The organism is Amnibacterium flavum (genome assembly GCF_003097495.1).
In the GTDB taxonomy this organism is placed as follows: domain Bacteria; phylum Actinomycetota; class Actinomycetes; order Actinomycetales; family Microbacteriaceae; genus Naasia; species Naasia flava.
Map to the genome: position 1 here is coordinate 1350889 of NZ_QEOP01000001.1, position 25626 is coordinate 1376514.

At 70.5% G+C, this 25626-nt stretch carries 27 protein-coding genes; 12 read left to right on the forward strand and 15 right to left on the reverse strand.

The window, feature by feature from the left end; all coding sequences use genetic code 11:
• Positions 1-5 precede the first annotated feature (5 nt).
• Positions 6-1085 (forward strand): D-alanine--D-alanine ligase family protein, encoded by a 1080-nt coding sequence (locus DDQ50_RS06240; RefSeq protein ID WP_116755773.1) that lies wholly within the window; start codon positions 6-8, stop codon positions 1083-1085.
• A gap of 267 nt (positions 1086-1352) precedes the next feature.
• Here the strand turns inward: DDQ50_RS06240 and DDQ50_RS06245 are convergent, their stop codons facing one another.
• Together DDQ50_RS06245 and DDQ50_RS17230 are read right to left on the reverse strand one after the other, a co-directional pair.
• Entirely contained in the window at positions 1353-1862 is a 510-nt protein-coding gene (locus DDQ50_RS06245; RefSeq protein ID WP_116755774.1) for a DUF3515 family protein, read from the reverse strand.
• Positions 1863-1901: 39 nt separating this feature from the next.
• Positions 1902-2072, reverse strand: coding sequence for a hypothetical protein (locus tag DDQ50_RS17230; RefSeq protein ID WP_165829717.1), 171 nt, complete (start codon positions 2070-2072; stop codon positions 1902-1904).
• Between the two features lie 67 nt (positions 2073-2139).
• On the opposite strand from DDQ50_RS17230, the gene DDQ50_RS06250 reads away from it, so the two are divergent.
• Positions 2140-3168 (forward strand): thiamine-phosphate kinase, encoded by a 1029-nt coding sequence (locus tag DDQ50_RS06250; RefSeq protein WP_116755775.1) that lies wholly within the window; start codon positions 2140-2142, stop codon positions 3166-3168.
• Positions 3169-3301: 133 nt separating this feature from the next.
• Here DDQ50_RS06250 and rsmD read toward each other — a convergent pair whose 3' ends face one another.
• Positions 3302-3871: a 16S rRNA (guanine(966)-N(2))-methyltransferase RsmD gene (rsmD, locus tag DDQ50_RS06255; RefSeq protein WP_116755776.1), complete on the reverse strand. Its 570-nt coding sequence runs from the start codon at positions 3869-3871 to the stop codon at positions 3302-3304.
• A gap of 115 nt (positions 3872-3986) precedes the next feature.
• Between rsmD and DDQ50_RS06260 the strand changes: the two genes are divergently transcribed.
• The 7 genes from DDQ50_RS06260 (at position 3987) to DDQ50_RS06290 (ending at position 13105) form a co-directional block, all read left to right on the forward strand.
• Complete coding sequence (locus DDQ50_RS06260; RefSeq protein ID WP_165829718.1) at positions 3987-5699, forward strand: acyl-CoA dehydrogenase family protein; 1713 nt, start codon at positions 3987-3989, stop codon at positions 5697-5699.
• 251 nt (positions 5700-5950) lie between these two features.
• Positions 5951-8125: an ATP-dependent DNA helicase RecG gene (locus tag DDQ50_RS06265; RefSeq protein ID WP_116755778.1), complete on the forward strand. Its 2175-nt coding sequence runs from the start codon at positions 5951-5953 to the stop codon at positions 8123-8125.
• Positions 8126-8200: 75 nt separating this feature from the next.
• Positions 8201-8713 (forward strand): pantetheine-phosphate adenylyltransferase, encoded by a 513-nt coding sequence (gene coaD, locus DDQ50_RS06270; RefSeq protein ID WP_116755779.1) that lies wholly within the window; start codon positions 8201-8203, stop codon positions 8711-8713.
• A 67-nt stretch (positions 8714-8780) separates the two neighbouring features.
• Positions 8781-9782: a TIGR03557 family F420-dependent LLM class oxidoreductase gene (locus tag DDQ50_RS06275; RefSeq protein ID WP_276308379.1), complete on the forward strand. Its 1002-nt coding sequence runs from the start codon at positions 8781-8783 to the stop codon at positions 9780-9782.
• Positions 9783-9831: 49 nt separating this feature from the next.
• Entirely contained in the window at positions 9832-10632 is an 801-nt protein-coding gene (locus tag DDQ50_RS06280) for a coenzyme F420-0:L-glutamate ligase (protein WP_116755780.1), read from the forward strand.
• 82 nt (positions 10633-10714) lie between these two features.
• Positions 10715-11734, forward strand: coding sequence for a glucose-6-phosphate dehydrogenase (coenzyme-F420) (gene fgd, locus DDQ50_RS06285; protein ID WP_116755781.1), 1020 nt, complete (start codon positions 10715-10717; stop codon positions 11732-11734).
• A gap of 135 nt (positions 11735-11869) precedes the next feature.
• The gene (locus tag DDQ50_RS06290) at positions 11870-13105 is read left to right on the forward strand and encodes a cytochrome P450 (RefSeq protein ID WP_165829719.1); all 1236 of its coding nucleotides are present in this window, start codon (positions 11870-11872) and stop codon (positions 13103-13105) included.
• Here the strand turns inward: DDQ50_RS06290 and cofC are convergent.
• The 7 genes from cofC to DDQ50_RS06325 form a co-directional block, all read right to left on the reverse strand.
• The gene (cofC, locus tag DDQ50_RS06295; RefSeq protein WP_116755783.1) at positions 13004-13732 is read right to left on the reverse strand and encodes a 2-phospho-L-lactate guanylyltransferase; all 729 of its coding nucleotides are present in this window, start codon (positions 13730-13732) and stop codon (positions 13004-13006) included. The genes DDQ50_RS06290 and cofC overlap by 102 nt on opposite strands.
• Positions 13729-14736 carry a 2-phospho-L-lactate transferase gene (gene cofD, locus DDQ50_RS06300; RefSeq protein ID WP_116755784.1) on the reverse strand — a complete coding sequence of 336 codons (1008 nt, stop codon included), beginning with the start codon at positions 14734-14736 and terminating at the stop codon, positions 13729-13731. Before cofD ends, cofC begins: the two co-directional genes overlap by 4 nt.
• Entirely contained in the window at positions 14733-15551 is an 819-nt protein-coding gene (locus DDQ50_RS06305; RefSeq protein WP_116755785.1) for an ABC transporter ATP-binding protein, read from the reverse strand. Before DDQ50_RS06305 ends, cofD begins: the two co-directional genes overlap by 4 nt.
• Positions 15548-16612, reverse strand: coding sequence for a putative F420-0 ABC transporter permease subunit (locus DDQ50_RS06310; protein ID WP_116755786.1), 1065 nt, complete (start codon positions 16610-16612; stop codon positions 15548-15550). Before DDQ50_RS06310 ends, DDQ50_RS06305 begins: the two co-directional genes overlap by 4 nt.
• 23 nt (positions 16613-16635) lie before the next feature.
• Positions 16636-17667: a putative F420-0 ABC transporter substrate-binding protein gene (locus DDQ50_RS06315; protein ID WP_377940293.1), complete on the reverse strand. Its 1032-nt coding sequence runs from the start codon at positions 17665-17667 to the stop codon at positions 16636-16638.
• Positions 17668-17812: 145 nt separating this feature from the next.
• Positions 17813-18526: a ferredoxin reductase gene (locus DDQ50_RS06320; RefSeq protein WP_240614252.1), complete on the reverse strand. Its 714-nt coding sequence runs from the start codon at positions 18524-18526 to the stop codon at positions 17813-17815.
• Between the two features lie 49 nt (positions 18527-18575).
• Positions 18576-19175, reverse strand: a complete 600-nt coding sequence (locus tag DDQ50_RS06325; RefSeq protein ID WP_116755788.1) for a molybdopterin-dependent oxidoreductase — start codon at positions 19173-19175, stop codon at positions 18576-18578.
• 142 nt (positions 19176-19317) lie between these two features.
• Here DDQ50_RS06325 and moaA point away from each other — a divergent pair, with 142 nt between their 5' ends.
• The 3 genes from moaA to DDQ50_RS06340 all read left to right on the forward strand — a co-directional run bounded on the left by moaA (position 19318) and on the right by DDQ50_RS06340 (position 21166).
• The gene (gene moaA / locus DDQ50_RS06330) at positions 19318-20382 is read left to right on the forward strand and encodes a GTP 3',8-cyclase MoaA (RefSeq protein WP_116755789.1); all 1065 of its coding nucleotides are present in this window, start codon (positions 19318-19320) and stop codon (positions 20380-20382) included.
• Between the two features lie 5 nt (positions 20383-20387).
• Positions 20388-20633: a MoaD/ThiS family protein gene (locus DDQ50_RS06335; RefSeq protein ID WP_116755790.1), complete on the forward strand. Its 246-nt coding sequence runs from the start codon at positions 20388-20390 to the stop codon at positions 20631-20633.
• Between the two features lie 158 nt (positions 20634-20791).
• The gene (locus DDQ50_RS06340; RefSeq protein ID WP_116755791.1) at positions 20792-21166 is read left to right on the forward strand and encodes a hypothetical protein; all 375 of its coding nucleotides are present in this window, start codon (positions 20792-20794) and stop codon (positions 21164-21166) included.
• A 39-nt stretch (positions 21167-21205) separates the two neighbouring features.
• Here DDQ50_RS06340 and DDQ50_RS06345 read toward each other — a convergent pair whose 3' ends face one another.
• The 5 genes from DDQ50_RS06345 to DDQ50_RS06365 all read right to left on the reverse strand — a co-directional run bounded on the left by DDQ50_RS06345 (position 21206) and on the right by DDQ50_RS06365 (position 25621).
• The gene (locus DDQ50_RS06345; protein ID WP_116755792.1) at positions 21206-21556 is read right to left on the reverse strand and encodes a VOC family protein; all 351 of its coding nucleotides are present in this window, start codon (positions 21554-21556) and stop codon (positions 21206-21208) included.
• A 150-nt stretch (positions 21557-21706) separates the two neighbouring features.
• Positions 21707-22120 carry a molybdenum cofactor biosynthesis protein MoaE gene (locus tag DDQ50_RS06350; protein WP_116755793.1) on the reverse strand — a complete coding sequence of 138 codons (414 nt, stop codon included), beginning with the start codon at positions 22118-22120 and terminating at the stop codon, positions 21707-21709.
• Positions 22117-23208, reverse strand: coding sequence for a bifunctional molybdenum cofactor biosynthesis protein MoaC/MoaB (gene moaCB, locus DDQ50_RS06355; protein WP_116755794.1), 1092 nt, complete (start codon positions 23206-23208; stop codon positions 22117-22119). The genes DDQ50_RS06350 and moaCB overlap by 4 nt, the downstream gene beginning before the upstream one ends.
• Positions 23205-24419 carry a molybdopterin molybdotransferase MoeA gene (locus DDQ50_RS06360; protein WP_116755795.1) on the reverse strand — a complete coding sequence of 405 codons (1215 nt, stop codon included), beginning with the start codon at positions 24417-24419 and terminating at the stop codon, positions 23205-23207. Before DDQ50_RS06360 ends, moaCB begins: the two co-directional genes overlap by 4 nt.
• A 2-nt stretch (positions 24420-24421) precedes the next feature.
• Positions 24422-25621, reverse strand: a complete 1200-nt coding sequence (locus DDQ50_RS06365) for a ThiF family adenylyltransferase (RefSeq protein WP_116755796.1) — start codon at positions 25619-25621, stop codon at positions 24422-24424.
• Positions 25622-25626: the final 5 nt, after the last annotated feature.

The window sequence follows — 25626 nt, forward strand, 5'->3', positions numbered from 1 at the left end:
CGGCCATGGCCGACCGGCTCCGCCTCGTGCTGCTCTTCGGAGGCCGCTCCAGCGAGCACTCCATCAGCTGCGCCACCGCCGGGGGAGTCCTCGGCGCCATCGACCGCGACCGCTACGAGGTGATCCCCGTCGGCATCACCCGTCGCGGTGCGTTCGTGCTCGAGAGCGACGACCCCGCACGCTTCGCGCTCGACCCCGACGCGCTGCCCGAGGTGCTCGACAACGGCACCCGCATCCTCTGGCCCGACTCGGTCGACACGAGGGAACTGCGGGTCGTCGAGGGCGACGAGGTGCGCAGCCTCGGTGACATCGACCTGGTGTTCCCCATCCTGCACGGTCCGTTCGGCGAAGACGGCACCATTCAGGGCATGCTCGAGCTCATCGGACTCCCGTACGTCGGCAACGGCGTGCTCGCCTCGGCTCTCGGCATGGACAAGCACTTCACCAAGACGGTGCTCGAGGCGGCCGGCATCGATGTCGCGCCGTGGGTGACGGTCACGCAGGCGGGCTGGGCCACGGGATCCGACCGGGTGCGGGCCAAGGCGAACGCGCTCGGCTACCCGCAGTTCGTGAAGCCCGCCCGCGCCGGATCCTCCATCGGAGTCACCCGGGTCATGTCTGCCGAGGGCCTCGACGCCGCACTGGCCACCGCGTTCGCCGAGGACGACAAGGTGCTCATCGAACGCGGCATGATCGGCCGCGAGGTCGAGTGCGCGGTGCTCGGCGGCATCGACGGGGGAGCCCCTCGAGTGTCCGTCGCCGGCGAGATCGTGATCACGGGCCGCGAGTTCTACGACTTCGACGCCAAGTACCTCGATGCCCCCGGCATCGAGCTGGTCTGCCCCGCCCCGCTCGGGGCCAGCGAGCTCGGAGAGATGCAGCGGATCGCCGCCCACGCGTTCGAGGCCATCGGAGGGGCGGGCCTCGCCCGTGTCGACTTCTTCCTCACCGCCGACGGCTTCATCGTCAACGAGGTGAACACGATGCCCGGGTTCACCCCGATCTCGATGTTCCCCAAGTGCTGGCTCGCATCGGGCCTCACCTACCCCGAACTGATCGACGACCTCATCGCCCAGGTCCTCTAAAGGGGCCCCTTTCGCTTCGCTGCGCTCAGCGGGCGGGCCTTCCTGGAGGTCGAGGAGCGCGGAGCGATGTACCGAGGCCCGTTCGCTTCGACGGGCTCAGCGGGCGGGCGACCCTCGGTGGTCGAGTAGCGCGGAGCCGCGTACCGAGGTCCCTTCGCTTCGCTGCGCTCAGCGGGCGGGAGGCCCTCGGTGGTCGAGTAGCGCGGAGCGCGTATCGAGACCCCCTTCGCTTCGACGGGCGCGGCGGGCGGGGCGGGTGGGCTCGACCTACGGGGTCGGCTCGGGGGTCGGGACCTGCACATCGTCGGCTCCGACGCAGAACCGATCCTGCTCGACGACCGAGACGACGCCCGACAGATCCGTGAGGACGTTCGTGCTCGATGCGGCGCCGGTGTCGACGGTGACGGTGGTGGCGGGATCGCGCCCGTAGGTCGTGTAGTCGTAGACGTCGGGATCGTCGCCGGTCTGCCGTTCGATCCAGTCGACGCCGCTGATCGACAGGCACCGGTCGGTCGTCGGACCGGGGGACTCGACACCGCAGCGCAGCAGCACGCTCGCGGGATCCCCCCACGCGGCGGTGGCCTGAGCATCCGTGTTGCGGAGCCTGTCGTCGTCGATCGCGTCGGGGAGCCGCACGATGATCTCCGCACAGCCGACGGCGGTGGCGTCAGCGGCCGGCTTGAGCGACACGGTCGGCGTGCAGCCGGTCAGCGCCGCGGCCAGAGAGGCGAGTACTGCGACGACGCCGAGACTGGTTCGAACGGGTCGGCGGGGCACCCCACAAGATTACGGGACCGTCCTGAGGACGATGCCGCGCTAGCTGCTCAGGTTCTCGCGGCCCTCGGGTGACACATCGCCCGGCTCCGCCTCCTCGGGGAGGCCGTCGTGCTCCGCCTGCTCGCGGCGCCCCTCGACCTTCTCCTGCTCGGTCGCCTCGGTGGCGCCGTCCATGACGGGCCCGTCCTGGGTCTTCTCTTCTGCACTCATGCGCGAACGCTACCGTCGTCACATCCGAGAATCTCGAGGCGTCGACGCCGGGCTGTAGCGTTGCCGTGTGAACGCCGTCGATACGCTCGGAAGCGTGGGCGAGATCGAGTCGCTCCGCCGGATCGTGCGTCGACTGCCCGCCGCTACCGCCGCGATCGTCGGTCCCGGCGACGACGGTGCCGTCCTGTCCGCACCCGACGGACGCTACGTGGTGTCCACCGACCTGCTGATCCACGGCCCCGACTTCCGTCTCGCCTGGTCCGCCCCGTTCGATCTCGGCTGGAAGGCGGCAGCGAGCAACCTGGCCGATATCGCCGCGATGGGCGCGACACCCACAGGACTCGTCGTGGCACTCGCGGCCCCGCTGGACACTCCCGTCGACTTCCTCGAGGGCATCGCCGACGGTCTGCGCGAGGCCTGCGCCGCCCTCTCGCCAGGATCGGGAGTGGTCGGCGGGGACCTGTCCGCGTCCGACACGCTCACGATCGCCGTGACCGTGTTCGGAGACCTCGAGGGCGACCGACCGGTGCTCCGCTCCGGCGCGCGCGTCGGCGACGTCGTCGCGGTGGCCGGCGACCTGGGGTGCGCTGCCGCGGGACTGAAACTCCTCTTCGCCGAGGCCGTGGATTCGGAGGGCATCCCCGATCGCGCCCGTTTCGAGCAGGTCGAGTCGCGTCGACGCGATCTGCTCGCCGCTCAGCTGCGCCCCGCTCCGCCGATCGCGGCAGGCCGGGTGGCGGCGCGTTCCGGCGCGCACGCGATGCTGGACATCTCCGACGGCCTCCTCCTCGACGCGTCGCGGATCGCGGACGCGAGCGGTGTCCGCATCGATCTCGGCACGGCCTTCCTCGCGGGGGATGTTCACCGGATCGTGGGTGAGGCGCCCGAACTCGCCGACTCGAGCCTCGACCTGGTGCTGAGCGGTGGTGAGGACCACTCGCTGCTCGCGGTCTTCCCCGCGGGCACGCTGCCCGACGGGTTCCGCATCGTCGGCCGGGTGCTCGTCGGCGACGGGGTCACCGTCGACGGCGCCGACCCCCGCGACGCCCGCGCAGGCTGGGACCCGTTCGACGACTGGAACGGCGCCACCGGCTGACCCCGATCCTCTCGCTCAGCAGGTGGAATCGCCCACTTCCTCTCGCTCAGCAGGTGAAAGTGCGCTCAGCAGGCGAGATCGGGCGGATTCCTCCTGCTGAGCACGGTTCCACCTGCTGAGCGACAGGGCAGGGCTAGTCCGCGGCGGTGGTCGCGAAGTGGACCAGCGTCTCGCCGTACGGCCGCTGGCGGAGGACCTCGATGCCCGCGGGCCAGGTCGGCTCGGGGGAGCGGGTGCTCCGCTCGAGCACGATGTCGGCGTCGGGCGCGAGCCGAGGGACGAGGAGCTCGAGCAGGCGGGTCAGCTCGGTCTCGGCGATGTCGTAGGGCGGGTCGATGAACACCAGGTCGAAGAATGCACGGGACCGTTCGAGGAACGAGATCGCCGTCCGGTTCTCCACCGTCACCTGAGGCGCGTCGCCTTTCGGGGCCGCCCGCAGGACGAGCGCCGCGTTCTGCCGGCAGACGGCGACCGCGTCGCTCGCGCGGTCGACGAGGACCGCCGAGGTCGCGCCCCGGCTGACGGCCTCGAGTCCGAGCGCGCCGGATCCGGCGTACAGGTCCAGCACCCGCGCGCCGTCGGATGCGCCGCGGGAGTCGAGCGAGGAGAAGACGCCCTCCCGGGTGCGGTCGCTCGTGGGCCTCGTCCCGGAGCGCGGGACCCGCAGCGTGAGGGAGCCGGCGAAGCCCGAGATGATGCGCATCGGGATCGAGACTATCGATGGAAGCGACAGCGGACGCGACCCGTGCCGACGACAGGACTGTTGGGGTCATACAAGCGATTGGCGGCACCGTGTGAGGACTCTGCAGAATTCCGGCATGGCCGCCGTCGATCGTGCTCAGAAGCCCTCGTTCACCAAGTCCCTCTTCCTCGGCCAGGTGGCGAGCGAACTCGTCATGCCGTACCCGCTGCAGAGGGGCGAGGACAAGGCGAACACCGATCGCCTCGCGGGCCTCGCGCGCGACTACCTCACGACCACCTACGACCCGGTGAAGGCCGAGGCGGACCGCTGGGTCGGCGACGACACGATCCGCGACCTCGGCGAGCTCGGGCTCCTCGGCCTCTTCGTCGACAAGAAGTACGGCGGACAGGGCCTCAGCCAGTCGGGCTACTGCCGCATCATGGAGGAGTTCGGCCGTGCCGACGGCACCCTCTCGGTCGTCATGGGCGTGCACCAGTCCATCGGCACCAAGCCCCTGTTCCTCTACGGGACGGACGAGCAGAAGGAGCGCTGGCTGCCCGACCTCGCAGCGGGGCGCAAGCTCGCCGCCTTCGTGCTCACCGAGCCCAATGTCGGGTCCGACGCCTACAACCTCGAGACCTGGGCCGAACGGCAGAGCGACGGCAGCTGGATCCTCAACGGTCAGAAGCGCTGGATCGGCAACGGCGACCGTGATGTCCTCACCGTCTTCGCACGCAGCGACCTCGGCCATGTCGCCTTCATCGTCGAGGGCGGGTCCGAGGGCCTCGAGACCGGACCCCGTTTCGACACGGTCGGCCTGCGCGCCAACCGGCTGCAGCGCATCCGCTTCAACAACGTGCGGGTCCCGGCGGAGAACCTGCTCGGCGAGCCCGGCGACGGCTTCCGGATCGCGATGAACACGCTCAACAACGGCCGCATGTCGATGGGCACGTCCATCGCGGGCGGCATGAAGACGTTCCTGCGCCAGTCGATCGAGCACACCTCGACCCGTCGCCAGTTCGATCGCGAGCTCATCGACTTCGAGATGGTCGAGGACAAGATCGCGTGGATGCAGACGCAGATCTACGGCATCGAGTCGATGAGCTACCTGACCACGGGTCTCGTCGACGGCGGCCAGGCCGACTTCGCGCTCGAATCGGCGATGACCAAGGTGCTCGCGAGCGACACCGGCTGGTACGCCCTGAACCGCGCCTTCCAGCTGCACGGAGGCACCGCGTTCATGTCCGAGCACCCGCTGTCGCGGGCGCTGAGGGACTTCCGGATCTTCCCGATCTTCGAGGGCGCGAACGATGTGATGCGCGCGTTCACGGCCCTCAACGGGATCAAGGCGCTGTCCGAGCACCTGCCCGATGTGAAGAGCATCAGCATCGGCGACCCGGCCAAGGCCATCGGGGTGCTCGCGCCCTACGTGCGCGAGCGGGTCGGCATGCGGCTGCGCCCCGACCGCCTCGAGGGCGCGCATGCGTCGCTCAGCAAGCAGGTCGGCCAGATCGCCGAGCAGACGGCGCGGCTCCGCTCGTCGGCCGAGGCAGCGCTCCGCAAGTACGGATCGAAGGTGCAGGAGAAGCAGCTCGTGCAGAAGCGCCTCGCCGACGCCGCGGCGGGCATCTACTCGCAGGTCGCCGCCGTCTCCCGGATCTCCGCGGTGATCGACCGGGACGGCGCGATCGCGAGCGAGCCCGAGCGCGCGCTGGCGATCAACTTCTGCAACAGCCAGGCGCGGGTGGTCGGACGGGCGTTCCGCTCGCTCGAGATCAACGACGACAAGCACACCCACCAGATCGGCCGCGCCGCCCGCTCGGCCGGCGGCTACACCTTCGACCTCTGACGGGCGTTCCGGGCAAGCGCGCACGTTGCGGCGGGCCCCCGACGCCGGAACGTGCGCGCACCGAGCGCCTGCGGAGAACACGACTGGACTTCAGCGATCCTGAGATGGCATTCCTCTGCTGCGGTCCCGCCGGGCTGTTGCGGTCTCGTCGCGCGCACGTTCCGGCGTGCGGGGCCGTGCGCAACGTGCGCGGCGAGCCGGAACGCCCACCACAGGGGAGGGGAGTCGGCGCCTGACGGTAGCCTCGACTGGTGACCGTCAGTGCCCTCGAGCGAAAGCTCGCCGACCTGCTCGGCGGCCGCACCGCGGCGGCGCTGCAGAAGGCGTTCGGCATGGTCACCGCCGGCGACCTTCTGGCGCACTATCCCCGGCGCTACGCCAAACGGGGTGAGCTGACCTCGCTGGCCGAGCTTCCCGAGGGCGAGAACGTCACGATCGTCGCCGAGGTGCGCCGGACGAGCGAGCGCAAGATGCAGTCGCGTCGCGGGTCGGTGCTCGAAGTGGTCATCAGCGACGGCCACGGCATGCTCACCCTGACCTTCTTCAACCAGTCCTGGCGCCAGAACGAGCTCCAGCCGGGTGTCCGCGGCATCTTCACCGGCAAGGTCGGCCGCTACCGGGGTCTCGCCCAGCTCGCGCATCCCGACTACCAGATCTTCGCGGACGCCGAGCTCGCGGGCGGCACGATCGCCAAGGAGTGGACCGACGCTCCCGTTCCGATCTACCCGGCGACGGCGACGATGCCGACCTGGAAGCTGCAGCAGGCGGTCGAACTGGTTCTCGACGAGGTCGGCCTCGTCGAGGATCCCGTTCCCGACGACGTCCGCCGCGAACGCGGGCTCATCACCTTCGCCGAGGCGCTCGACCGGATCCACCGTCCCGCGAAAGACCTCGATTGGAAGGCCGCGCGCGACGCGCTGCGCTTCCAGGAGGCGTTCGTGCTGCAGACCGCCCTGCTCGAGCAGCGCATGGCGGCCCGGGCCGTGCCGACGACCGCACGCCCGGCAATCGGCGGGGGCGACCGCGAGGACTTCGACGCCGCGCTGCCGTTCGACCTCACGATGGATCAGCAGCAGGTGGGCGACGAGATCGCGCGCGACCTGGCCCACGAGTTCCCGATGAACCGGCTGGTGCAGGGCGAGGTCGGATCCGGCAAGACACTGGTCGCCCTGCGCGCCATGCTCCAGGTCTCCGACACCGGCGGCCAGTCCGCGCTGCTCGCACCGACGGAGGTGCTCGCCGGCCAGCACCTCCGATCCATCGTCAGGTCGCTCGGCCCCGACCTGGCCGCGAAGCTGATGCCGACGCTGATCACCGGCCAGATGTCCGCGGCCGAGCGCAAGAAGGCGCTCCTGCGCGTCGTCACCGGTCAGGCCCGCATCGTGATCGGCACGCATGCGCTCATGGGCGACAAGGTCTCCTTCTTCGACCTCGGGCTCGTCGTCGTCGACGAGCAGCACCGCTTCGGCGTCGAGCAGCGCGAGGCTCTCCGCGCCAAGGGATCGACGCCGCCGCATGTCCTCGTGCTGACGGCGACCCCCATCCCGCGCACCGTGGCCATGACCGTCTTCGGCGACCTCGATGTGTCGGTCATCCGCGAGCTGCCGGTCGGGCGAGTCGGGATCGAGAGTTTCGTGGTCGCCCTGGCCGACCACCCGGGCTGGCTTCCCCGGGTCTGGCAGCGCGCCGCCGAGGAGATCGAGGAGGGCCGGCAGGTCTTCGTCGTCTGCCCCGCGATCGATGACACCTCGGTCGAAGCGGGCAGCGACCTCGAGGAGCCCGACGAGGTCGAAGCGGGAGCGCAGGTCCCGCCCAAGGCCTCGGTCGAGGGGATCATGAAGGTCATCCCGCAGGTCGAGGCGCTCGCCGGTCGACGCGTCGCGGCTCTGCACGGCCGGATGACCGCCGACGAGAAGGACGAGGTCATGCGCTCGTTCGCGTCGGGCGGCATCGATCTGCTGGTCGCGACGACCGTCATCGAGGTCGGAGTCGACGTGCCCAACGCGTCGACGATGGTCGTGCTCGACGCCGACCGCTTCGGAGTCTCCCAGCTGCACCAGCTGCGGGGGCGTGTCGGTCGAGGGGGGCTGCCGGGTCTCTGCCTGCTCGTGACCTCGGCTCCCGCCGAGACGGTCGCGCGGGAACGCGTCGAGGTCGTCGCGTCCACCACGGACGGATTCGACCTCGCTCAGGCCGACCTCGAACTGCGTCGTGAAGGCGATGTGCTCGGAACCTCCCAGTCGGGCGGGCGTTCGTCGTTGCGTCTCCTCCGGGTCGTCGCCGACGCCGATCTGATCGCCGAGGCGCGCTCGGCAGCCGAACGGCTGCTCGAGGTCGACCCGATCCTCGCCACCCATCCCGCACTGCGCCAGGCGATCGAACGCCGCCTCGACGATCAGGCGCGGGAGTTCCTGGCGAAGAGCTGAGCGGGCGGTACGGATGTATGACGATCCGTCTCGAAACCGCTCCCACGCCGTCGTCGACGCCGATAGCCTGAAGTCATGACGAGGATCGCCGTTGTTCCCGGGTCGTTCGACCCCGTCACGCTCGGACATCTCGATGTCATCGAGCGTGCCGCGAACCTGTTCGACGAACTGCACGTGCTGGTGGTGCACAATCCCGACAAGTCGGCGCTGCTGCCCATCGGCCAGCGGGTCGAACTGCTCGAGACCGCTATCGCGGAGGCCGGGCTGAGCCGCAACGTGCGGGTGGCGTCGTGGAGCGTCGGTCTGCTCGTCGACTACTGCACCGATGTCGGCGCGACGGTGCTGGTCAAGGGCATCCGCTCGCAGGTCGATGTCGCCTACGAGACGCCCATGGCGATCGTCAACCGCAACCTCGCCCACGTCGAGACGGTGTTCCTGCTGCCCGACCCGGCTCACGCTCACGTGTCCAGCTCGCTGGTCCGCCAGGTCGCGGCTCTCGGCGGCGATGTCAGCCCCTACGTGCCGCGTGCGGTCGCCGAATACCTGCAGCCCACCACGTCGCGCGACCTGCTCAGCGCCAACGACTGACCCTGTCGTCCGACGGGACGGCTGGGAGCTGACGGGTCCTCAGCCGACCAGTGGCAGAATTGGGGATGTGACACAGCTGAGCGTGGGCTACGCGGCCATGCTCGAGCGGTTCCCGCCGCGCGAGGCGGTCGAGCTCGCCGAGTATGCCGAGGGCCGTGGATTCTCGGGTGTCATGGCCACCGATCACTTCCAGCCGTGGACTCCGACCCAGGGGCAGAGCTCGTTCGTCTGGAACGTGCTCACCGCCGCGGCCGAGCGCACGCGCGGCGACATCGGGACGGGGGCGACCGCGCCGACGTTCCGCATGCATCCGGCCGTCGTCGCCCAGGCCTCGGCGACTCTCGCCGCCATGTACCCGGGACGGCACTGGCTCGGCATCGGATCGGGTGAGGCGCTCAACGAGCACATCACCGGTCAGTACTGGCCCGAGGCGCCCGAGCGGATCAACCGCATGTTCGAGGCCGTCGAGGTCATCCAGAAGCTGTTCGCCGGCTCGCGCGCGGGCCGCGACGTGAAGCATGCGGGCACCCACTTCAAGCTCGAGTCGTCACGGTTGTGGACGATGCCGGCCGAAGCGCCCCCGATCCTCATCGCCACGGCAGGGCCGGTGACCGCGAAGCGCGCGGGCCGGCATGTCGACGGCATGATCACCGTCGGTGCACCGCTCGACCGGCTGGCGACGCTGTTCTCCCGTTTCGACGAAGGGGTCCGCGAGAGCGGACGCGACCTCGACAGCACGTCGAAGGTGCTGCAGCTGCACCTGTCCTGGGCGCCGACCGACGAGGAGGCGATGGCGAACGCGCTCCGCGAGTGGCCCAATGCGGCCATGCGGTTCTCGCGCAGCGACATCCGCTCGCCGTTCGAGTTCGAGCAGCTCGCCCGCCTCGTGCGCCCCGAGGACTTCGAGGGCCGAATGCTCGTCTCGAGCGACCCCGACGCGCATCGGGCGCTCATCCAACGCGTCGCCGATCTCGGCGCCGACCGCATCTACCTGCACAACGCCGGCCGCGATCAGCGCGGCTGGATCGACGAGTTCTCGCGCAGCGTGCTGCCGGCGCTCACCCGATGACGCCCCGCCGCCCCGACGCAGCCCCGATGACCATGAGGAGAGCACACCGATGACCGAGCGGATCACCGTCTGGTCGGTCGCGGGCGTCCCCGAGATCGTCCAGGGCGACGACCTCGTCGCGATCATCGGCGACGCGATCGCGAACGATGTCGAGGCCGGCGACATCGTCGTCGTGAGCAGCAAGATCGTCTCGAAGGCCGAGGGACGGCTCGTCGCGGCCGACGACCGGGAGCAGGCGATCACCGACGAGACCGTGCGCGTGGTGGCGACCCGCCCTTACCCGGGCGGCGTCACGCGCATCGTCGAGAACCGACTCGGCATCGTGCAGGCCGCCGCGGGGGTGGATTCGAGCAATGTCCCCGACGGGCAGGTGCTGCTCCTCCCCGTCGATCCCGACGCATCCGCTCGCTCGATCGCGGCCGGGCTGGGCGCACGGTTCGGCGTGGCGCTCGGCGTCGTCATCACCGACACCCTGGGGCGCGCCTGGCGGGTGGGTCAGACCGATGCCGCCATCGGCGCCGCGGCGGTCCGCGTCATCGACGATCTGCGGGGGAGCAGCGATGCCCGCGGCCGCGTACTCGATGTGACGATGCCGGCCGTCGCCGACGAGATCGCCGCAGCAGCCGACCTCGTCAAAGGCAAGGCCGCCGCCCGCCCCGTCGCCGTCGTCCGAGGACTCGACGCGTTCGTCACCGACCTCGACGAACCCGGCGCCCGCACACTGGTCCGCTCGGGCGAGTCCGACATGTTCCGACTCGGCAGCGACGAGGCGTACGACGAGGGATTCCGCGACGGATTCGAGTCCGCCTCCACCGAGGACCGCACCCCCGGCAGCGACGCGGACGACTGACCCCGCCCGACGAACCCGACCCGACCCGACCATCGACCGCGATCGACAGACGCGTTTCCGACAGCACTTCGAAAGGATCCCCGTGCTTCCCCTGACACTCGGCTACAAGGCCTCCGCTGAACAGTTCGGCCCCCGCGAGCTCGTCGAGCTCGCCGTCGCCGCGGAGGCCCACGGCTTCGAGACCGCGACGGTGAGCGATCACTTCCAGCCGTGGCGGCACGAGGGCGGGCACGCCCCGTTCTCGCTGACCTGGCTGGCCGCCGTCGGTGAGCGCACCAGCACGCTCAAGCTCGGAACATCGGTGCTCACCCCGACGTTCCGCTACAACCCGGCCGTGATCGCCCACGCGTTCGCATCGCTCGGTGTGCTCTACCCCGACCGCATCATGCTCGGCGTCGGCACGGGCGAGGCCCTCAACGAGATCGCGACCGGTTTCCGCGGCGCCGGCGACCAGGACTGGCCCGAGTTCAAGGAGCGCTTCGCGCGCCTCCGCGAGAGCATCCGCCTCATGCGCGATCTCTGGACCGGCGAGCGCGTCAGCTTCGAGGGCGAGTACTACAGCACCCACGATGCGAGCATCTACGACCGGCCCGAGGGGGGTGTGCCCGTCTACATCGCGGCGGGCGGACCCGTCGTCGCCAAGTACGCGGGTCGCGCGGGAGACGGCTTCATCTGCACCTCCGGCAAGGGCGCCGAGCTCTACGTCGACAAGCTTCTCCCCGCCGTGCGCGAGGGCGCCGAGGCCGCGGGTCGCGACCCCGAGTCGATCGACCGGATGATCGAGATCAAGCTCTCCTACGACACCGAGCTCGACCAGGCGCTCGAGAACACCCGGTTCTGGTCGCCGCTGTCGCTCAGCCCCGAGCAGAAGCACTCGATCACCGATCCGATCGAGATGGAGAAGGCCGCCGACGCGCTGCCGATCGAGCAGATCGCCTCGCGCTGGATCGTCGGGAACGATGCCGACGAGGTCGCCGACAAGATCGGCCAGTACATCGACTGGGGCTTCAACAACCTGATCTTCCACGCACCCGGTCACGATCAGCGCCGATTCATGGAGCTGTTCGAGCGCGACCTCGCCCCGCGCCTCCGGGGTCGCTGAACCGGCCCTGCACGAATCACGGAGCCGAGGCGGGTCTCAGCCCGAAATGTGCCGAGTATCGGTCCATTCGGGCTCGGGTTCCTTGCTTTGTGCAGGCGACCAGCGATTGGCTTGATGTCGACCCGAGGAGATCACGTGGCCATTCCCACCGCACCAGGCTTCGACAGCTCGCTGCCGTTCCTGGCCGACGGCTACCGGTTCCTCTCGCGGACGGCGGATGCGCTCGGGACGGATGCGTTCCGCACCCGGATCGCGTTGAGACCGATCGTCGTTGTGCGGGGCGTCGAGGCCGCCAGGTTCTTCTACGAGGGCGGCCGCTTCGACCGCGCACGTGCGCTTCCGCCGACCGTCGTGCATCTGCTGCAGGACAGGGGGAGCGTGCAGACCCTCGAGGGCGAGTCGCACGAGCGTCGCAAGACGGGCTTCGTCGACCTGCTCGTCGGGTCCTCGGAAGAGCGTCTCGCGCGCCTCGCCTTCGAGGAGTTCAGCGAACGGCTGCGCGGTCTCCGCGGCTCAGGACCGATCGCGATGCACGACGAGCTGCCGAGGATCCTGACCGCCGTCGCGCTCCGCTGGGCGGGCGTCCCCGAGCATCGCCGCGACGACGAGCAGCGGGCTGATGAGCTCTGGCAGATGGTCCGTCAGGCCGGATCGTTCGGTGCGGGGACGTGGCGCGCGCTGCTGCTGCGGCGGCGGAGCGAACGCTGGGCTCGCGAGCTGATCGCCGACGTGCGGGACGGACGCGAAGCCGCCGTCGAGGGCACCCCGCTCGCTGCGGTCGCCCGCTGGACCGGAGACGACGATCAGCCGCTCCCGGCGGCCGTCGCCGCGGTCGAGCTGCTCAACCTCCTGCGCCCGATCGTCGCCGTGGCCCATTTCGTCGAGTTCGCGCTGCTGGCCCTGCATCTCGAGCCCGCCTACAAGGCCGCGTTCCACGACGGCGAGTTCACCGACATCGACGGGTTCGTGCATGAGGTGCGGCGACGCACGCCGTTCTTCCCCGCGGTCGCCGGGAGAGCGACGGGCGACCTGGACTGGCACGGCGACGGGATCGATCGCGACAGCTGGGTGATGCTCGACATCTACGGAACGAACCACGACCCGAGCGCCTGGCCGCGACCGCAGTCATTCGATCCGAAGCGCTACGAGCGAGGCGAGGGCGACGCCCGCAACATCGTCGCGCAGGGTGCCGGAGACCCCGTCGCCGATCACCGCTGCCCCGGTGAGCCCGCGACCGAGGCGCTTATCGGCACCGCCATCCGAGCGTTCTCACACATGCGCTGGTCGGCGGTCGGACCCCAGCCCCCGAAGGTGCGCTATCGCAGTCTTCCTGCCGAGGTGGTCGGCGGACTCCAGGTGCGGGTGTTCTGACCCCGGTTCCGAAGCGGCTCCGACGAGGACCGCGGCCGTGCTCCGGCCGAGGCCGAGTCGACGGGCGGTGCGGAGGTCATCGAGGGTGTCGACATCGGAACGAAGCGACGGCGGCGCCACTCGCGTGAGGTCGACGTATCCGGCTTCACGGTGGAGGCGGCGTGAGTCGGGGCCGAACCGCAGCCGGTGCCGGCCGCCGGCGCGCGCGGTGGACATCGCGGTGCCGGTGCCTTGGGCGTCGCCGGCGATCGCAGCGGGCACCAGATTCGCGGACGCGAGGAACCTGGTGAGGTCCTCGGGGCGCAGTGCGGGGAGATCGCCGAGGATCACCCCGGTTCCCGCCCCGGCACCCGAGACCGCGTCGAGGCCCCGGGCGATCGCACGGTTGAGGCCGGAGCGCGGGTCCGAGACGACGCGGGCTCCCATCGCGCGGAACACCCGGGCCGACGGATGGTCGGTGACGACGACGACCTCGCGAACCGCCGAGGCGGCGAGTACCGCCCTGACGGTGTCGAGGGCGAAGGCGATCGCGAGCTCTCCGCGACGCAGGTCGGCGCCCAGTCTGCTCTTCGCACGATCGCCGCCCTTCACCGGGACGACGATCGACCATCGGGCCTCGGTCGTCACGTGCGAGCCAGTGCCAGGTCGAGTGCGGCGCCGGCGATCTCGGCGGAGGCGTCGAGATCGGTCATGAACAGCGGCCGCGAGATCGTGGTGATCCCCGCGGCGTCGAGCTGCCCGACGGCGTCGGCATCGGCGGTATCGACGAGCCAGCCGTCGAGGAGGCCGTCCGCCGATCCGTCCCGCGCGCCGTAGTGCAGGGCGACACCGGTGGCCGAGGTCTCGACGTGGATGGCCTGCAGGCAGGCGTCGGCCATCCCGCGCACCGCGGCGCCGGCGATGATGGGCGAGACTCCGACCACGCGGGCGGGTGCGGAGCGGAGCGCGTCGCGGAGCCCGGGGACGGCGAGGATCGTGCCGATCGAGACGACGGGATTCGACGGTGCGATGAGAAGCGCGTCGGCTGCCTCGATCGCATCGAGCACACCGGGCGCGGGAACCGCGCCCTCGATGCCGACCTGCACGAAGCGCTCGGCGGGGATGCCGGCGCGGTGCCGGGTCCACCATTCCTGGAAGTGCATGAGTCGCGAGCCGCTCGTCTCGTCGGCGACCTGGACGTTGGTCTCCACCTCGGCGTCGGTCATCGGGACGAGGTCGATCCCGATCGGCCAGCGCGACTGGAGGCGCTTCACGACCGCACTGAGCGGCTCGCCCTCGCGCAACCACGACGTGCGGGCGATGTGGGTGCCGAGGTCGAGGTCGCCGAGTGTGAACCACGGCCAGCCGACCCCGTACTCGCGCAGCTCGGCGCTGACCCGTTCGGTCTCGCCGACGCGTCCCCATCCGCGTTGCTCATCGCTGACCCCGGCGAGGGTGTACATGACCGAGTCGAGGTCGGGGGTGATGCGAAGACCTGCGAGCCAGGCGTCGTCACCGGTATTGACGATGGCCGTGATGTGCGCGGTGCTGCCTCCCGACCCGTCGGGCCAGCGGCGGGCGGCGGCTTCACGGACTCCGCGCAGGTAGCGAGCGCCGCCCACACCTCCTGCGAGCACGACGATCTCGGTCATCGGTTCCCCTTCGGGTCGGCGGACAGGCCGAGCGAATGCTCGGGAAGCGAGAAGGCGAGCACCGGAGCGCCCGTGACGGGGTGCGTGAGCACCGTGGTGTCGACTCCGTAGACGGAGCGCACGAGCGAGGCGGTGAGCACGTCGGTGGAGGGCCCTGCCGCGACGACCTGTCCATCGGCGACGACGATCACGTGCTGCGCCCACGCGGCGGCGAGGGTGAGGTCGTGGAGGGCGGCGATGACGGTCGTCCCCGATGCAGTGAGGCCGCGCAGCAGCTGGAGGGTCGCCAGCTGAGCGGCGATGTCGAGATGGTTCGTCGGCTCGTCGAGCAGCAGCAGCGGCGTCTGCTGGGCGAGTGCCTTCGCGAGCATGACGCGCTGCCGTTCCCCGCCCGAGAGCGTGCTGAAGTCGCGGTGTTCGAATCCGGTCGTGCCGGTGGTCGCCATCGCCTCGTGCACGATGTCGCGACCGCGCTGATCCTCGGTGCCGAAGAGGCCCTCGTGCGGCACCCGTCCGAGACCGACGACGTCGAAGACGGTCGAGTCGAGGTCGGTTCCGGCATCCTGCTCGACGAGGGCGGCGAGCTTGGCCCGTTCGCGGCGGCGCAGGGCGAACAGGTCGGATCCATCGGCCTCGACGCGTCCCGACTCGGGACGGTCGATGGCGGCCAGGGCGCGGAGAAGAGTGGATTTGCCCGCACCGTTGGGCCCGACGAGCGCGGTCAGCGTGCCCGTCGGCGCGGTGCAGTCGACGCCGTCGATGAGGATCCGCCCGCCGGCGCGTACGACGACCCGGCGCGCCTCGAGCGCGGTCACGCCCTGCTCCTGCGTCGGATGAGGAGGGCGGCGAACACGGGTGCACCGACGATCGCGGTGACGATGCCGACCGGCAGCTCGCGGGGGTCGAAGAGGGTGCGGGCGAGGGTGTCCGCCCAGATCAGGAAGACCCCGCCGACCAGCGCGGACAGCGGGAGCAGTGCGCGGTGCCGGGATCCGACGACGAGTCGCACGGCGTGCGGGACGACGAGTCCGACGAATCCGATCGATCCGCTCACCGACACCATCGCTCCGGTGAGCAGCGCGGTCGCGATCAGGAGGATCCATCGTGTCGACTGGACGTTCACGCCGAGCCCTGCGGCGGCGGTGTCGCCGAAGCCGAACGTGTCGAGCACGCGGGACCCGAGGAGGAGCGGAACGCCGATCACGACGAGCGCGGTCACCGCGATCGCGACGGCGGGCCAGCGGGCGCCGGCGACCGATCCGAGCAGCCAGCTGAGGATCTCGCGGTAGGAGTCACCCGTCGCGGTCCAGAAGATGACGAGGCTCGTGATCGCGCTGGCGAGGGCCGAGACGGCGATGCCGGCGAGCACGGTCCGCGTCGGTGTGATCCTTCCCGCTGCGCGCGCGAGAGCGAGCGTGGCGACGAGGGCCGCGAGGGCGCCGACGAACGCCGCGACGGGCAGCAGTGCGCCGATCCCGAGGAGCAGGACTCCGACGGCACCGAGCGACGCGCCGGACGACAGCCCGAGCAGATACGGGTCGGCGAGCGCGTTGCGGGTGAGCGCCTGCATGACCGCGCCGCTGATGGCGAGGCCGGCTCCCACCGCGGCGGCGGTGAGGATCCGGGGGAGGCGCAGCTCCCAGACGATTCCGTCACGGAGCGTGCTGAGCGGCGTGGCTCCGATGCCGAGGTGCGAGGCTATCGAGCTCCACACATCGCCGAAGCGGATGTCGGCGGGTCCGATCGTCACCGCGAGTCCGATCGAGAGGACCAGCACGGCGGCGGCGATCGCGCCGGCCCCGACCGAGATGCGCGCCGACCGGGCCCACGCGGGCGCGGCGGCCCGCGTGGCCGGGAGTGCTCGGTCGGACGCCATGCTGTTAGCTCTTCGGACCCGGGTCAGTCGAGGTCGAGGGATGCGAGCTGGTCGGCGAGGTCGACGGCGGCAGGTGCGCTGCGCACTCCCGCCTCGCCCGCGGCGAACGGGATGATCAGGTAGCGCGAGTTCTTGACGGCGTCGAGTTCGGCGGTCGCGGGGCTCGAGGTGAGGCGGTCGATCTTGGACTGAGCCGTGTTCCAGGTGGCGTCGACGAGCACGATCACGTCGGGGTTCGCGTCGACGACGGACTCCCAGCTGTAGGAGGTCCAGGTGTCGTGCACGTCGGCGGCGATGTTGGTGAGACCGACGGTGTCGAGGAGCAGCTGCGGGTTGCCGATTCCGGCGCCGACGTAGGGGGTGTCGCTTCCGGACGAGTACCAGAGGGCTGTGAGACCGGAGTCGTTCGGGGTGATGGAGTCGATCTCGTCCTTCTGCTCGGCGATCAGCTCATCGGCCGCGTCGGTCACGCCGAAGATCGAGCCCACCTCGCTGATCTCGGAGAAGACCTCGTCCCAGGTGAGCGGGTCGGGCTGGTAGCCGGCCTCCTTGCAGGCGGCGGGGGAGACGTAGGTGGTGATGCCGAGGCCCTGCAGTTCGCCGCGATCGCCTGCGCCGTCGGCGGTGAAGTTCGACTCCCAGCCGCCGTAGACCATGTCGGGTTCGAGTTCGAGCACGGCCTCTTCGCCCGGGACCTTGTCGGAGACCTGGACGAGGTCGGCGCCGTCGGCGGCGAGGTCCTCGGGGAGCGGGCCGTCCTGGAAGGCGGTGCCGATGATGCGGTCGCCGAGTCCGAGCGCGAGCATCATCTCGGTCGACGTCGACTTGATCGTGAGCACCCGCTCGGGCGGGCTGTCCACGGTGACCTCGGTGCCGCAGTTGTCGACGGTCACGGGCCCTGCCGCCTCCGCGGGTGTCGTCGTGGTCGGTGCGGCAGCGGGAGCGGACGCGCATCCGGCGAGCAGGAGGCCGACGGCGGACAGCGAGAGGAGTGCGGGAAGACGACGAGGCATGAGGCTCCAGGCAGAGGGGGATTCGGCAGTAGCGGCAGTCATCGCCGCAGGGAAGGAACCTGCCGACCCACAATCCGGGCCGTCACGCCGGGCCAGATGATGCCCGGGGGTCGCAACGAGTCTACTAGCCCGCCCCGCCCGCCCCGCTCGTCGAAACGAAGGCGCGCCCCCTCGACCGGTGCAGGCTTCAGCCCGAGGCGCCGAAGCGCTCGGTGCGCACCTTGGCGGGGTCGTGACCCATCTGCATCAGAGTGTCGGCGACGACCTCGACGAACGGGGTCGGACCGCACACGTAGATCGAACTACCCATCTCGGGCGCGAACGCGAGATCACGGAGGTCATCGGCGTTGAGCCGGTGCGCCCCGCGCGCATCCGACGGGGGAGCCTGCCGCGTGTAGAGGGTGTGCAGGGTGAACCAGTCGGCCTCGGCGTCGAGCGTCATCAGCTCCTGGCCGTAGATGAACCGCTCGGGCATGCGCGTCGAATACAGCAGGCGGAAGTCGCCACCGGTCTGCGCCGCCTGCCGGGTGCGGATCATCGACATCAGCGGGACGACTCCGGAGCCGCCCGCGATCAGCGTGATCGGCTCGACCTGGACCGGCCGCCAGACGAACCAGAGGCCGATCGGACCGCGCACCTCCAGCATGTCCCCGATCTCGACGCCGTCGACCAGGTAGGGCGAGACCTCCCCGTCGGGCAGACGGTCGACGGTGATCTCGAACGGCTTCGCGCCCGCGGGAGACGCGAGCGAGTACGAACGCTGCGCCGTGTAGCCGTCCTCCGCCGTCAGTCGAATGTCCACGTGCTGGCCCGCCAGCGCGGGGGTGAAGTCCTCGGAATCGATGACGAGCGTGCGTGTGCCCGGAACCTCGGTGCGACTGCCGACGAGCGTCGCCTTCACCCAGCGGACGCTACCCGGGGCGGGCATCGGCATCGGGGCCGCCGTCAACTCAGGAGCCCCAATAGCGCTCCTCGCGCCACGGGTCGCCGTGCATGTTGTAGCCGTTCTGCTCCCAGAAGCCCGGCTCGTCCTGCTGCATGAGCGTGAGGCCGTTGACCCACTTCGCGCTCTTCCAGAAGTACAGGTGCGGGACGAGCAGTCGCGCGGGCCCGCCGTGCTCGGCAGGGATCGGCCCGCCGTCGTATCCGACCGCGACCCAGGCCTTGCCGCCGAGCAGGTCGTCGAGGGGGACGTTGGTCGTGTACCCGCCGTACGAGTGCGCCATCGAGTATTCGGAGCTGTACTCGATCCCGTCGAGGAACTTCTCGATCGGGACACCCTTCCAGTCGGTGTCGAGCTTCGACCAGCTGGTCACGCAGTGGATGTCGGTGTGGATGTCCTCGACACCCAGCGCGATCATCTCGTCCCACGTCCACGAGTGCTTCTCACCGGTCTCGGTCGTCAGCGTGAACGTCCAATCGGTCGTCGCGACGCGCTGGGTCGGACCTGCCGACAGGACGGGGAAACCGTGCTCGAGGTACTGGCCGGGCGGGATGCGCCCGTCGTCGGCGTGCTCGCGACCGCGGAATCCGGGGGAGAAAAAGCCCATGGCGGGAATCCCTTCTCGTATCCGTCCACCTTGGCACGTAGGGGACCCGTCATCCACTTGCGGGACGAAATAGTGCGGCGAGAAGACGACCCTCGGAGGGCCACCCAGCCGCGGGTACCCGGGAGGGGTTTACGGTAAGGGGGTGACGGCGATCTCGCTCGGCCTCCCCGCGCTCCCGCGGCCGGTCGGCGCGCCCTCGATGGCCGGCCGCCCCGAGAGCGCCGACCTCATCGACCGCTTCGGTCGCGTGGCCCGCGATCTCCGCGTCTCGATCACCGAGAAATGCACGCTGCGCTGCACGTACTGCATGCCGGCGGAAGGCCTTCCGCTGATCCCTCGGGATGACCTCCTCAGCTCGCAGGAGATCGCTCGACTGGTCGGCCTGGCCTGGCGCGACCTCGGCGTTCGCGAAGTGCGCTTCACCGGCGGTGAGCCTCTCGTGCGTCGCGACCTCGACGAGATCATCCGGCTCTCGGCAGAGGCGGCGCCCGGCATCGGCATCGCCATGACGACCAACGGGATCGGCCTCGACAAGCGCCTCCCCGGCCTTCTCGCCGCGGGACTCGAACGCGTCAACGTCTCGCTCGACACCATCAACCGCGAGCACTTCGCGCGGCTCACCCGCCGCGATCGGCTCGAATCGGTCGTGGCCGGCATCCGCGCCGCCCATGCCGCCGGGATCGCGCCGCTCAAGATCAACGCCGTGCTCCTCCGCGAGACGCTCGAAGGTGCGACCGACCTCCTCGCGTGGGCGATCGAGAACGACTGCCAGCTGCGCTTCATCGAGCAGATGCCCCTCGACGCCGACGCGCTGTGGCGCCGTGAGAACCTCCTCGACGCCGAAGAGCTGCTCGCCGTCCTCGGCGAGCGCTTCACCCTGACACCGCTGGAACGAGATGACCTGTCATCGCCGGCCGAGGAGTGGCTCGTCGACGGCGGCCCGCACACGGTCGGCATCATCGCCTCGGTCACGCGCCCGTTCTGCGAGGCGTGCGACCGCACCCGTCTGACCGCTGAGGGAACGGTCCGCTCCTGCCTGTTCGGCGACGACGAGATCGACCTGCGCGCACTGCTGCGTGGGGGAGCCTCAGATGCCGAGATCGGCGACGCCTGGCGCGGCGCCATGTGGAACAAGCAGGCCGGTCACGGCATCAACGCCGATGGTTTCGCCCCGCCGGTGCGCAGCATGGGCGCGATCGGGGGCTGAGTCCGATGGCACAACTGCGGATCCGCTACTTCGCGGCCGCCGCCGAGATCGCCGGCGTCGAGGAGGAGGTCGTCACGACCTCCGCAGCGACGACGGGTGAGTTGAAGGCCGAGCTGCTGTCCCGCTTCGGAGGCGGGATGACACGCGTGCTGGCCGGCGGATCGCTGCTGGTCGACGGGGTCGTCCGCCGCGACGACTCGACCCCGCTGGGGGCGGCCGTCGATGTGCTGCCCGCCTTCTCCGGCGGCTGATTCGCTCCGTCCGGTCGCACGGTTCAGGATTCTCGCGAACCGACCACGGGTCAGGAGCGATCGGTGAGGATCTCCTGATCCGTGCGGGACCGCCGATCCGCGGCTGTCCCCCCTGAGTGGGAGTTATCCGCAGGCCCGCACGGTGGTTCGATGCCCACATGACCCCGAACTACGCGGAGGCGATCCTGCCGCTGCTCGCTGTGCTCGGGATCGTGCTGCTCGGCATCCAGTTCGTCGTGAGCGGTGTGCGCGGGCGGGCCAAGGCACGCAGAGACGCCCGCTACCGCCTGGACCACGCCACTGAGCTGGGGACCCGGCTCCTCAACGAGATCGGACCGATGTCGGACCTCGATCTGCTCCACTTCTACAACCTGCTCGCCATCCATGTCTCCGCGTTCGGCCACGCCGACGCGGATGCCCTGCGGTCGCTCGCGGCGGACGCCCGTGCTCTCGGCGCGCAGCGGGGGCGACCGCTCGGGGGACTCCCGCCGCTCGCGCCCGTCTCGCCGATCGGGCCCCGGACCAGGAAGTAGTCCGCTCCAGGTGCGCGGACCAGCAGACCCGCGCCGACCTCAGGATCTGCAGACGCAGAAGTAATTGCCGTCGGGGTCGGCGAGCACGATGTAGTTCGCGTCGTCCTCGTACCGCCACTCCGGCACCTCTGTCGCTCCCAGATCGAGGAGCCGAGCGACCTCGGCGGCCTGGTCGTCGGCGTCGAGGTCGAGATGGTGACGTCGACGCTGCTCGGCCGGCGCGGAGACCTGCATGATGTCGACGCGCTGACCCCGGCCGTCACGCGAGGTGAGGAACGCCCAATCGCCGTCGTCGCCCAGCTCCACGTCGTAGTCGAGGGCAGCCGACCAGAACTCCACAGCACGCGGGAAGTCGCGTGCGCCGATCACGATGGCACCGATGCCGAGCATGGAATCAGTCTGGGCCCGGTGCTCGTCAGATGCCAGAGGTATGCGTTTCGCTGCGCTCAACGGGCGGGGAGGCAGGTGCTCGTTTCGCTGCGCTCAACGGGCGGGGAGGCAGGTGCTCGTTTCGCTGCGCTCAACGGGCGGGCGCTCGGGTCAGAGGCCGACCCAGTCGCTCTCACCGTCGGGGTAGTGCTGCTTCTTCCAGATCGGGACCTCGACCTTGATCCGGTCGACGAGGAGCTGACAGGCGGCGAACGCGTCGCCGCGATGCGGGGAGGCGGCGACGGCGACGAGTGCGACGTCGCCGACCGTCAACGCTCCGACACGATGGACCGCTGCCAGCGTCACGCCGGTTTCGGCGGCGACGGATTCGCACGTCTCGCGGAGGATCCGCGCCGCGTCGGGATGCGAGCTGTAGTCGAGCGCGTTGACCTCGCGTCCGCCGTCGAGCTCGCGGACGACACCGCGGAAGGTGACGAGCGCGCCATCCGTCGACGAGAGGACGAGCGCCTCGAGCGTGTCCGCATCGATGGGCGTCTCCGTGACATCCGCGTGGACGACGGTCATTCGGTACCCCCGTGCTTGTGGCCGTGCCTGTGGCTCTCGCCGTTCGCGTGGCTGCCGTGATCGTGGGGCGCGGGGCCACCCGCGGGGGCGGAATCGTGGATGGGCGCCTCGATCGAGTGATCGCCGCCACCCGAGACCTGCGCGAGCAGGTGCTCGAGCACCCCGCTGAGGACCCCGAGCCCGTCGCGTACCCCGCCGGGCGAACCCGGGAGGTTGACGACGACCGTGCCGCGAGCCAGTCCCGCGACCCCGCGGCTGAGCGCCGAGGTGGGGATCGCCGAACCGGCGTTCCGGATCGCGTCGGCGAGGCCGGGCAGTTCGCGGTCGAGGAGAGGAGCGGTCGCCTCGGGTGTGGCGTCCGTCGGGCTGGGGCCCGTGCCGCCCGTCGTGACCACGATGGCCGGACGCGAGGCCACGATGCGTCGGAGGGTGTCTGCGATGTCGGCATCCGCGACGACGGCGACCTCGTCGATGGTGAGCCCGCGAGCATCGAGCCAGTCGGCGATGAGAGGACCCGTGGTGTCCTCACGGGTACCGGCGGCCGCGCGGGTCGAGGCGACGACGACCGCCGCGGTCCCCGGACGCAGACTCGGTGCCGCGACCTGGTCGGCCTGATGGTTCTCGCGGGTCCAGTGCCCGCGTTTGCCGCCGGTCTTCTCGAGCAGCCGGACATCCGTGAGCGTGGCGGCGGGGTCGACCGCCTTGACCATGTCGTGCAGGGTGAGCCCGGCGATCGTGACCGCGGTGAGCGCCTCCATCTCGACTCCCGTGCGACCGCTCGTCGATGCGGTCGCGGTGATCGTGACCGAGTCGCCCGCGGGCACCAGATCGATCGAGACCGAATCGAGGGGGAGCGGATGGCAGAGCGGGATGAGGTCGCTCGTGCGCTTCGCGCCCGCGATGCCGGCGATGCGTGCGGTCGCGAGAGCATCCGCCTTCTTGAGGGCGTCGCGCAGCAGCAGATCCACGACCTCGGCCGTCGTGACGAGGGTTCCTCCCGCCGTCGCGACGCGCTGGGTGACCTCCTTGCCGCCGACATCGATCATGCGCGCGCGACCGTCGGAGTCGACATGGGTGAGTTCGTTCACAGCGGCACCACTTCGATCGCGTCGCCCACGTGCAGGCGAGTGACATTCTCCGGGACATCGAGCAGAGCGTCGGCCGCAGCCATCGTGGCGACGAGATGGGAACTGGGTCCCGAGACCACGCGGACCCGACCGCCCGGCAGGCGCTCGGCACGCAGCCACTGGCGTCGGTTCGGCACCGAAACGGCCTCGTCGGTCAGGGTGCGCACCTCGTTCACGATGGCGGGCAGCCCGGAGAGTCGCCTCAGGACGGGACGCAGGAACACCGCGAAGGACACCTGCGCGCTGACCGGATTACCGGGGAACGAGACGACGGGCACGCCCTCCACCGTCGTCGTCGCCTGCGGGCCGCCGGGCTGCATCGCGACCTCGGCGACGTCCGCGCCGAGCGGCTCCAGCACGTCGCGGACGACCTCGAAGTCGCCCTTGGACACCCCACCGGAGGTGATCACGAGATCGGCGGTGCGGACGGCTTCGTCGAGTGCGGCACGGAACGCAGCGTGATCGTCGCTCGTGCGGGCGATGAGCGCGATCTCGGCACCCGCCTCGCGGGACGCGCTGGCGAGCGCGATCGTGTTCGCGTCGAACACCTGGCCGGGCGCGGGCGTCTGGCCGGGGGCGACCAGTTCGGCGCCCGAGCTGATGACCGCGACGCGGATGCGCGAGAGCACGGACACCTCCGTCAGGCCCGATGCGGCGAGGGCCGCGAGGTGGCGGGGTGCGAGCACAGTCCCCTCGGAGAGGATCCGCGCCCCCGTGCGGACATCGGATCCCGGCTCCCGCACATAGTCGCCCGCCGAGCGTGCGACGAGAACGGTCAGCCGATCGCCTTCGACGCGGGTGTGCTCGACGGGGACCACGCAGTCGGCGCCCTCGGGGACCACGGCGCCCGTCATGATCCGGGATGCGGTGCCGCGCGCGAGCGGGCTCGGCGAGGTGGGTGCGGCGGCGATCGTCTCACCGATGGTCAGGGTGACCGGAACGCTCACCAGGTCGCTGCTGGACAGGGCGAAGCCGTCCATCTGCGAGTTGCGGAACAGCGGTAGGTCGACGGGGGAGAGAACCGGCGCCGCCGTCACCCTGCCGCGCGCGCGCTCGAGGGGGACGGTCTCGGACCGGAGTGCGATGTCGGCGAGCAGCGCCTCGATGCGGCGCGCGTGCTCGTCGACACTGCGGCGGGGTTCCTCGACGACTCCGTCGTTCGGGGCGGCCATGCTCAGTAGCGGGCGATGCTGGGGTCGATGATGCGGGCCCAGGAGTCGATTCCGCCCTGGAGGTGGGTGCCGGTGAGTCCGGCCCCGCGGAACGCCGCGAGCATTCGCTCGGACCGGCCGCCGTGGTGGCAGTAGACGATGATCGGCACGTCGGGATCGAGGGCCTCGACGTCCTCGCGGGTGGTCGAGGACATGGGCAGCGAGATGGCGCCGTCGATCGCGGCGATCTCGCGCTCCCACGTTTCGCGCACGTCGATCAACTGGAACTCCGTGCCCGAGCGGCGCAGCGCGTCGAGTGTCGTGGCGTCGATCTCGTCGGCGGTCTGCCAATCGGCGGCGGGGGTCGCGTCCGCGGTCATGGTGCTCTTCTCCTCGTCCAGGGTGGCCTCGCCGGGCTCGGCGGGCGCGTCTCCGAGCGTATCTGCGGTGCCTGACCGTCCGGCGGCGGTGCGCCACGGGGCGTCGGGGTCGGCCCCGTAGGCGAGCTCGCGGGTGCGAGCCGTCCGCGCGTCGTAACTCGTCACCTTGCCGAGCAACGGCTCGGTCGTGCCGCTCAGCACGGCGAGGACCTGGGCTGCCATGAGCGCTCCCGCGACCGTGCACACCGTGGGCAGGATGCCGCCCTCCGCGCAGGACAGCACCGTGCCCGGTGCGGGCGGCTCGGGGAACAGATCGCGGTAGGTCGGTCCGCGACCCTCCCAACTGAGCCCGACCTGTCCGCCGTACTGCGACACGGCACCCCAGACGACCGGGATTCCGCGCCCGCGGGCGAGGTCGTCGACCAGGTAGCGGGTGTCGAAGTTGTCGCTGCCGTCGACGATCAGGTCGATGTTCTCGAGCAGGCTCGGGCCGGTCTCGGCCGTGAAACGCTCCCGGTGGCCCACGACAACGCCCGCGCCGAGAGCGGTGAGCGTCTCGACGGCGGAATCCACCTTCGAGCGTCCGACGTCGGCGGCGCCGTGCAGGGACTGGCGCGGCAGGTTGGAGGCCTCGACGACATCGTCATCGACCACGTGGACCTCGCCGACGCCTGCCGCGACGATCGCGGGCAGCACCGCGCTGCCGAGTCCGCCCGCCCCGATGACCAGGACGCGCGCGTCGCGCAGACCGGAGAGTGCGGGGCCGTCGAATCCGGGCAGCACGGTGAACCGATCCCAGCGGCCCTCCAACGAATCGGTGGATGGCAGGGAGATGAACGACATGCAGC

Coding starts and splice junctions, on each gene's coding strand:
- DDQ50_RS06240 (WP_116755773.1), top strand. CDS start 6: ATGGCCGACCGGCTCCGCCTCGTGCTGCTCTTCGGAGGCCGCTCCAGC.
- DDQ50_RS17230 (WP_165829717.1), bottom strand. CDS start 2,072: ATGAGTGCAGAAGAGAAGACCCAGGACGGGCCCGTCATGGACGGCGCC.
- rsmD (WP_116755776.1), bottom strand. CDS start 3,871: ATGCGCATCATCTCGGGCTTCGCCGGCTCCCTCACGCTGCGGGTCCCG.
- DDQ50_RS06260 (WP_165829718.1), top strand. CDS start 3,987: ATGGCCGCCGTCGATCGTGCTCAGAAGCCCTCGTTCACCAAGTCCCTC.
- coaD (WP_116755779.1), top strand. CDS start 8,201: ATGACGAGGATCGCCGTTGTTCCCGGGTCGTTCGACCCCGTCACGCTC.
- DDQ50_RS06280 (WP_116755780.1), top strand. CDS start 9,832: ATGACCGAGCGGATCACCGTCTGGTCGGTCGCGGGCGTCCCCGAGATC.
- cofD (WP_116755784.1), bottom strand. CDS start 14,736: ATGACCGAGATCGTCGTGCTCGCAGGAGGTGTGGGCGGCGCTCGCTAC.
- DDQ50_RS06310 (WP_116755786.1), bottom strand. CDS start 16,612: ATGGCGTCCGACCGAGCACTCCCGGCCACGCGGGCCGCCGCGCCCGCG.
- DDQ50_RS06315 (WP_377940293.1), bottom strand. CDS start 17,667: ATGACTGCCGCTACTGCCGAATCCCCCTCTGCCTGGAGCCTCATGCCT.
- DDQ50_RS06325 (WP_116755788.1), bottom strand. CDS start 19,175: ATGGGCTTTTTCTCCCCCGGATTCCGCGGTCGCGAGCACGCCGACGAC.
- DDQ50_RS06335 (WP_116755790.1), top strand. CDS start 20,388: ATGGCACAACTGCGGATCCGCTACTTCGCGGCCGCCGCCGAGATCGCC.
- DDQ50_RS06340 (WP_116755791.1), top strand. CDS start 20,792: ATGACCCCGAACTACGCGGAGGCGATCCTGCCGCTGCTCGCTGTGCTC.
- DDQ50_RS06345 (WP_116755792.1), bottom strand. CDS start 21,556: ATGCTCGGCATCGGTGCCATCGTGATCGGCGCACGCGACTTCCCGCGT.
- DDQ50_RS06350 (WP_116755793.1), bottom strand. CDS start 22,120: ATGACCGTCGTCCACGCGGATGTCACGGAGACGCCCATCGATGCGGAC.
- DDQ50_RS06360 (WP_116755795.1), bottom strand. CDS start 24,419: ATGGCCGCCCCGAACGACGGAGTCGTCGAGGAACCCCGCCGCAGTGTC.
- DDQ50_RS06365 (WP_116755796.1), bottom strand. CDS start 25,621: ATGTCGTTCATCTCCCTGCCATCCACCGATTCGTTGGAGGGCCGCTGG.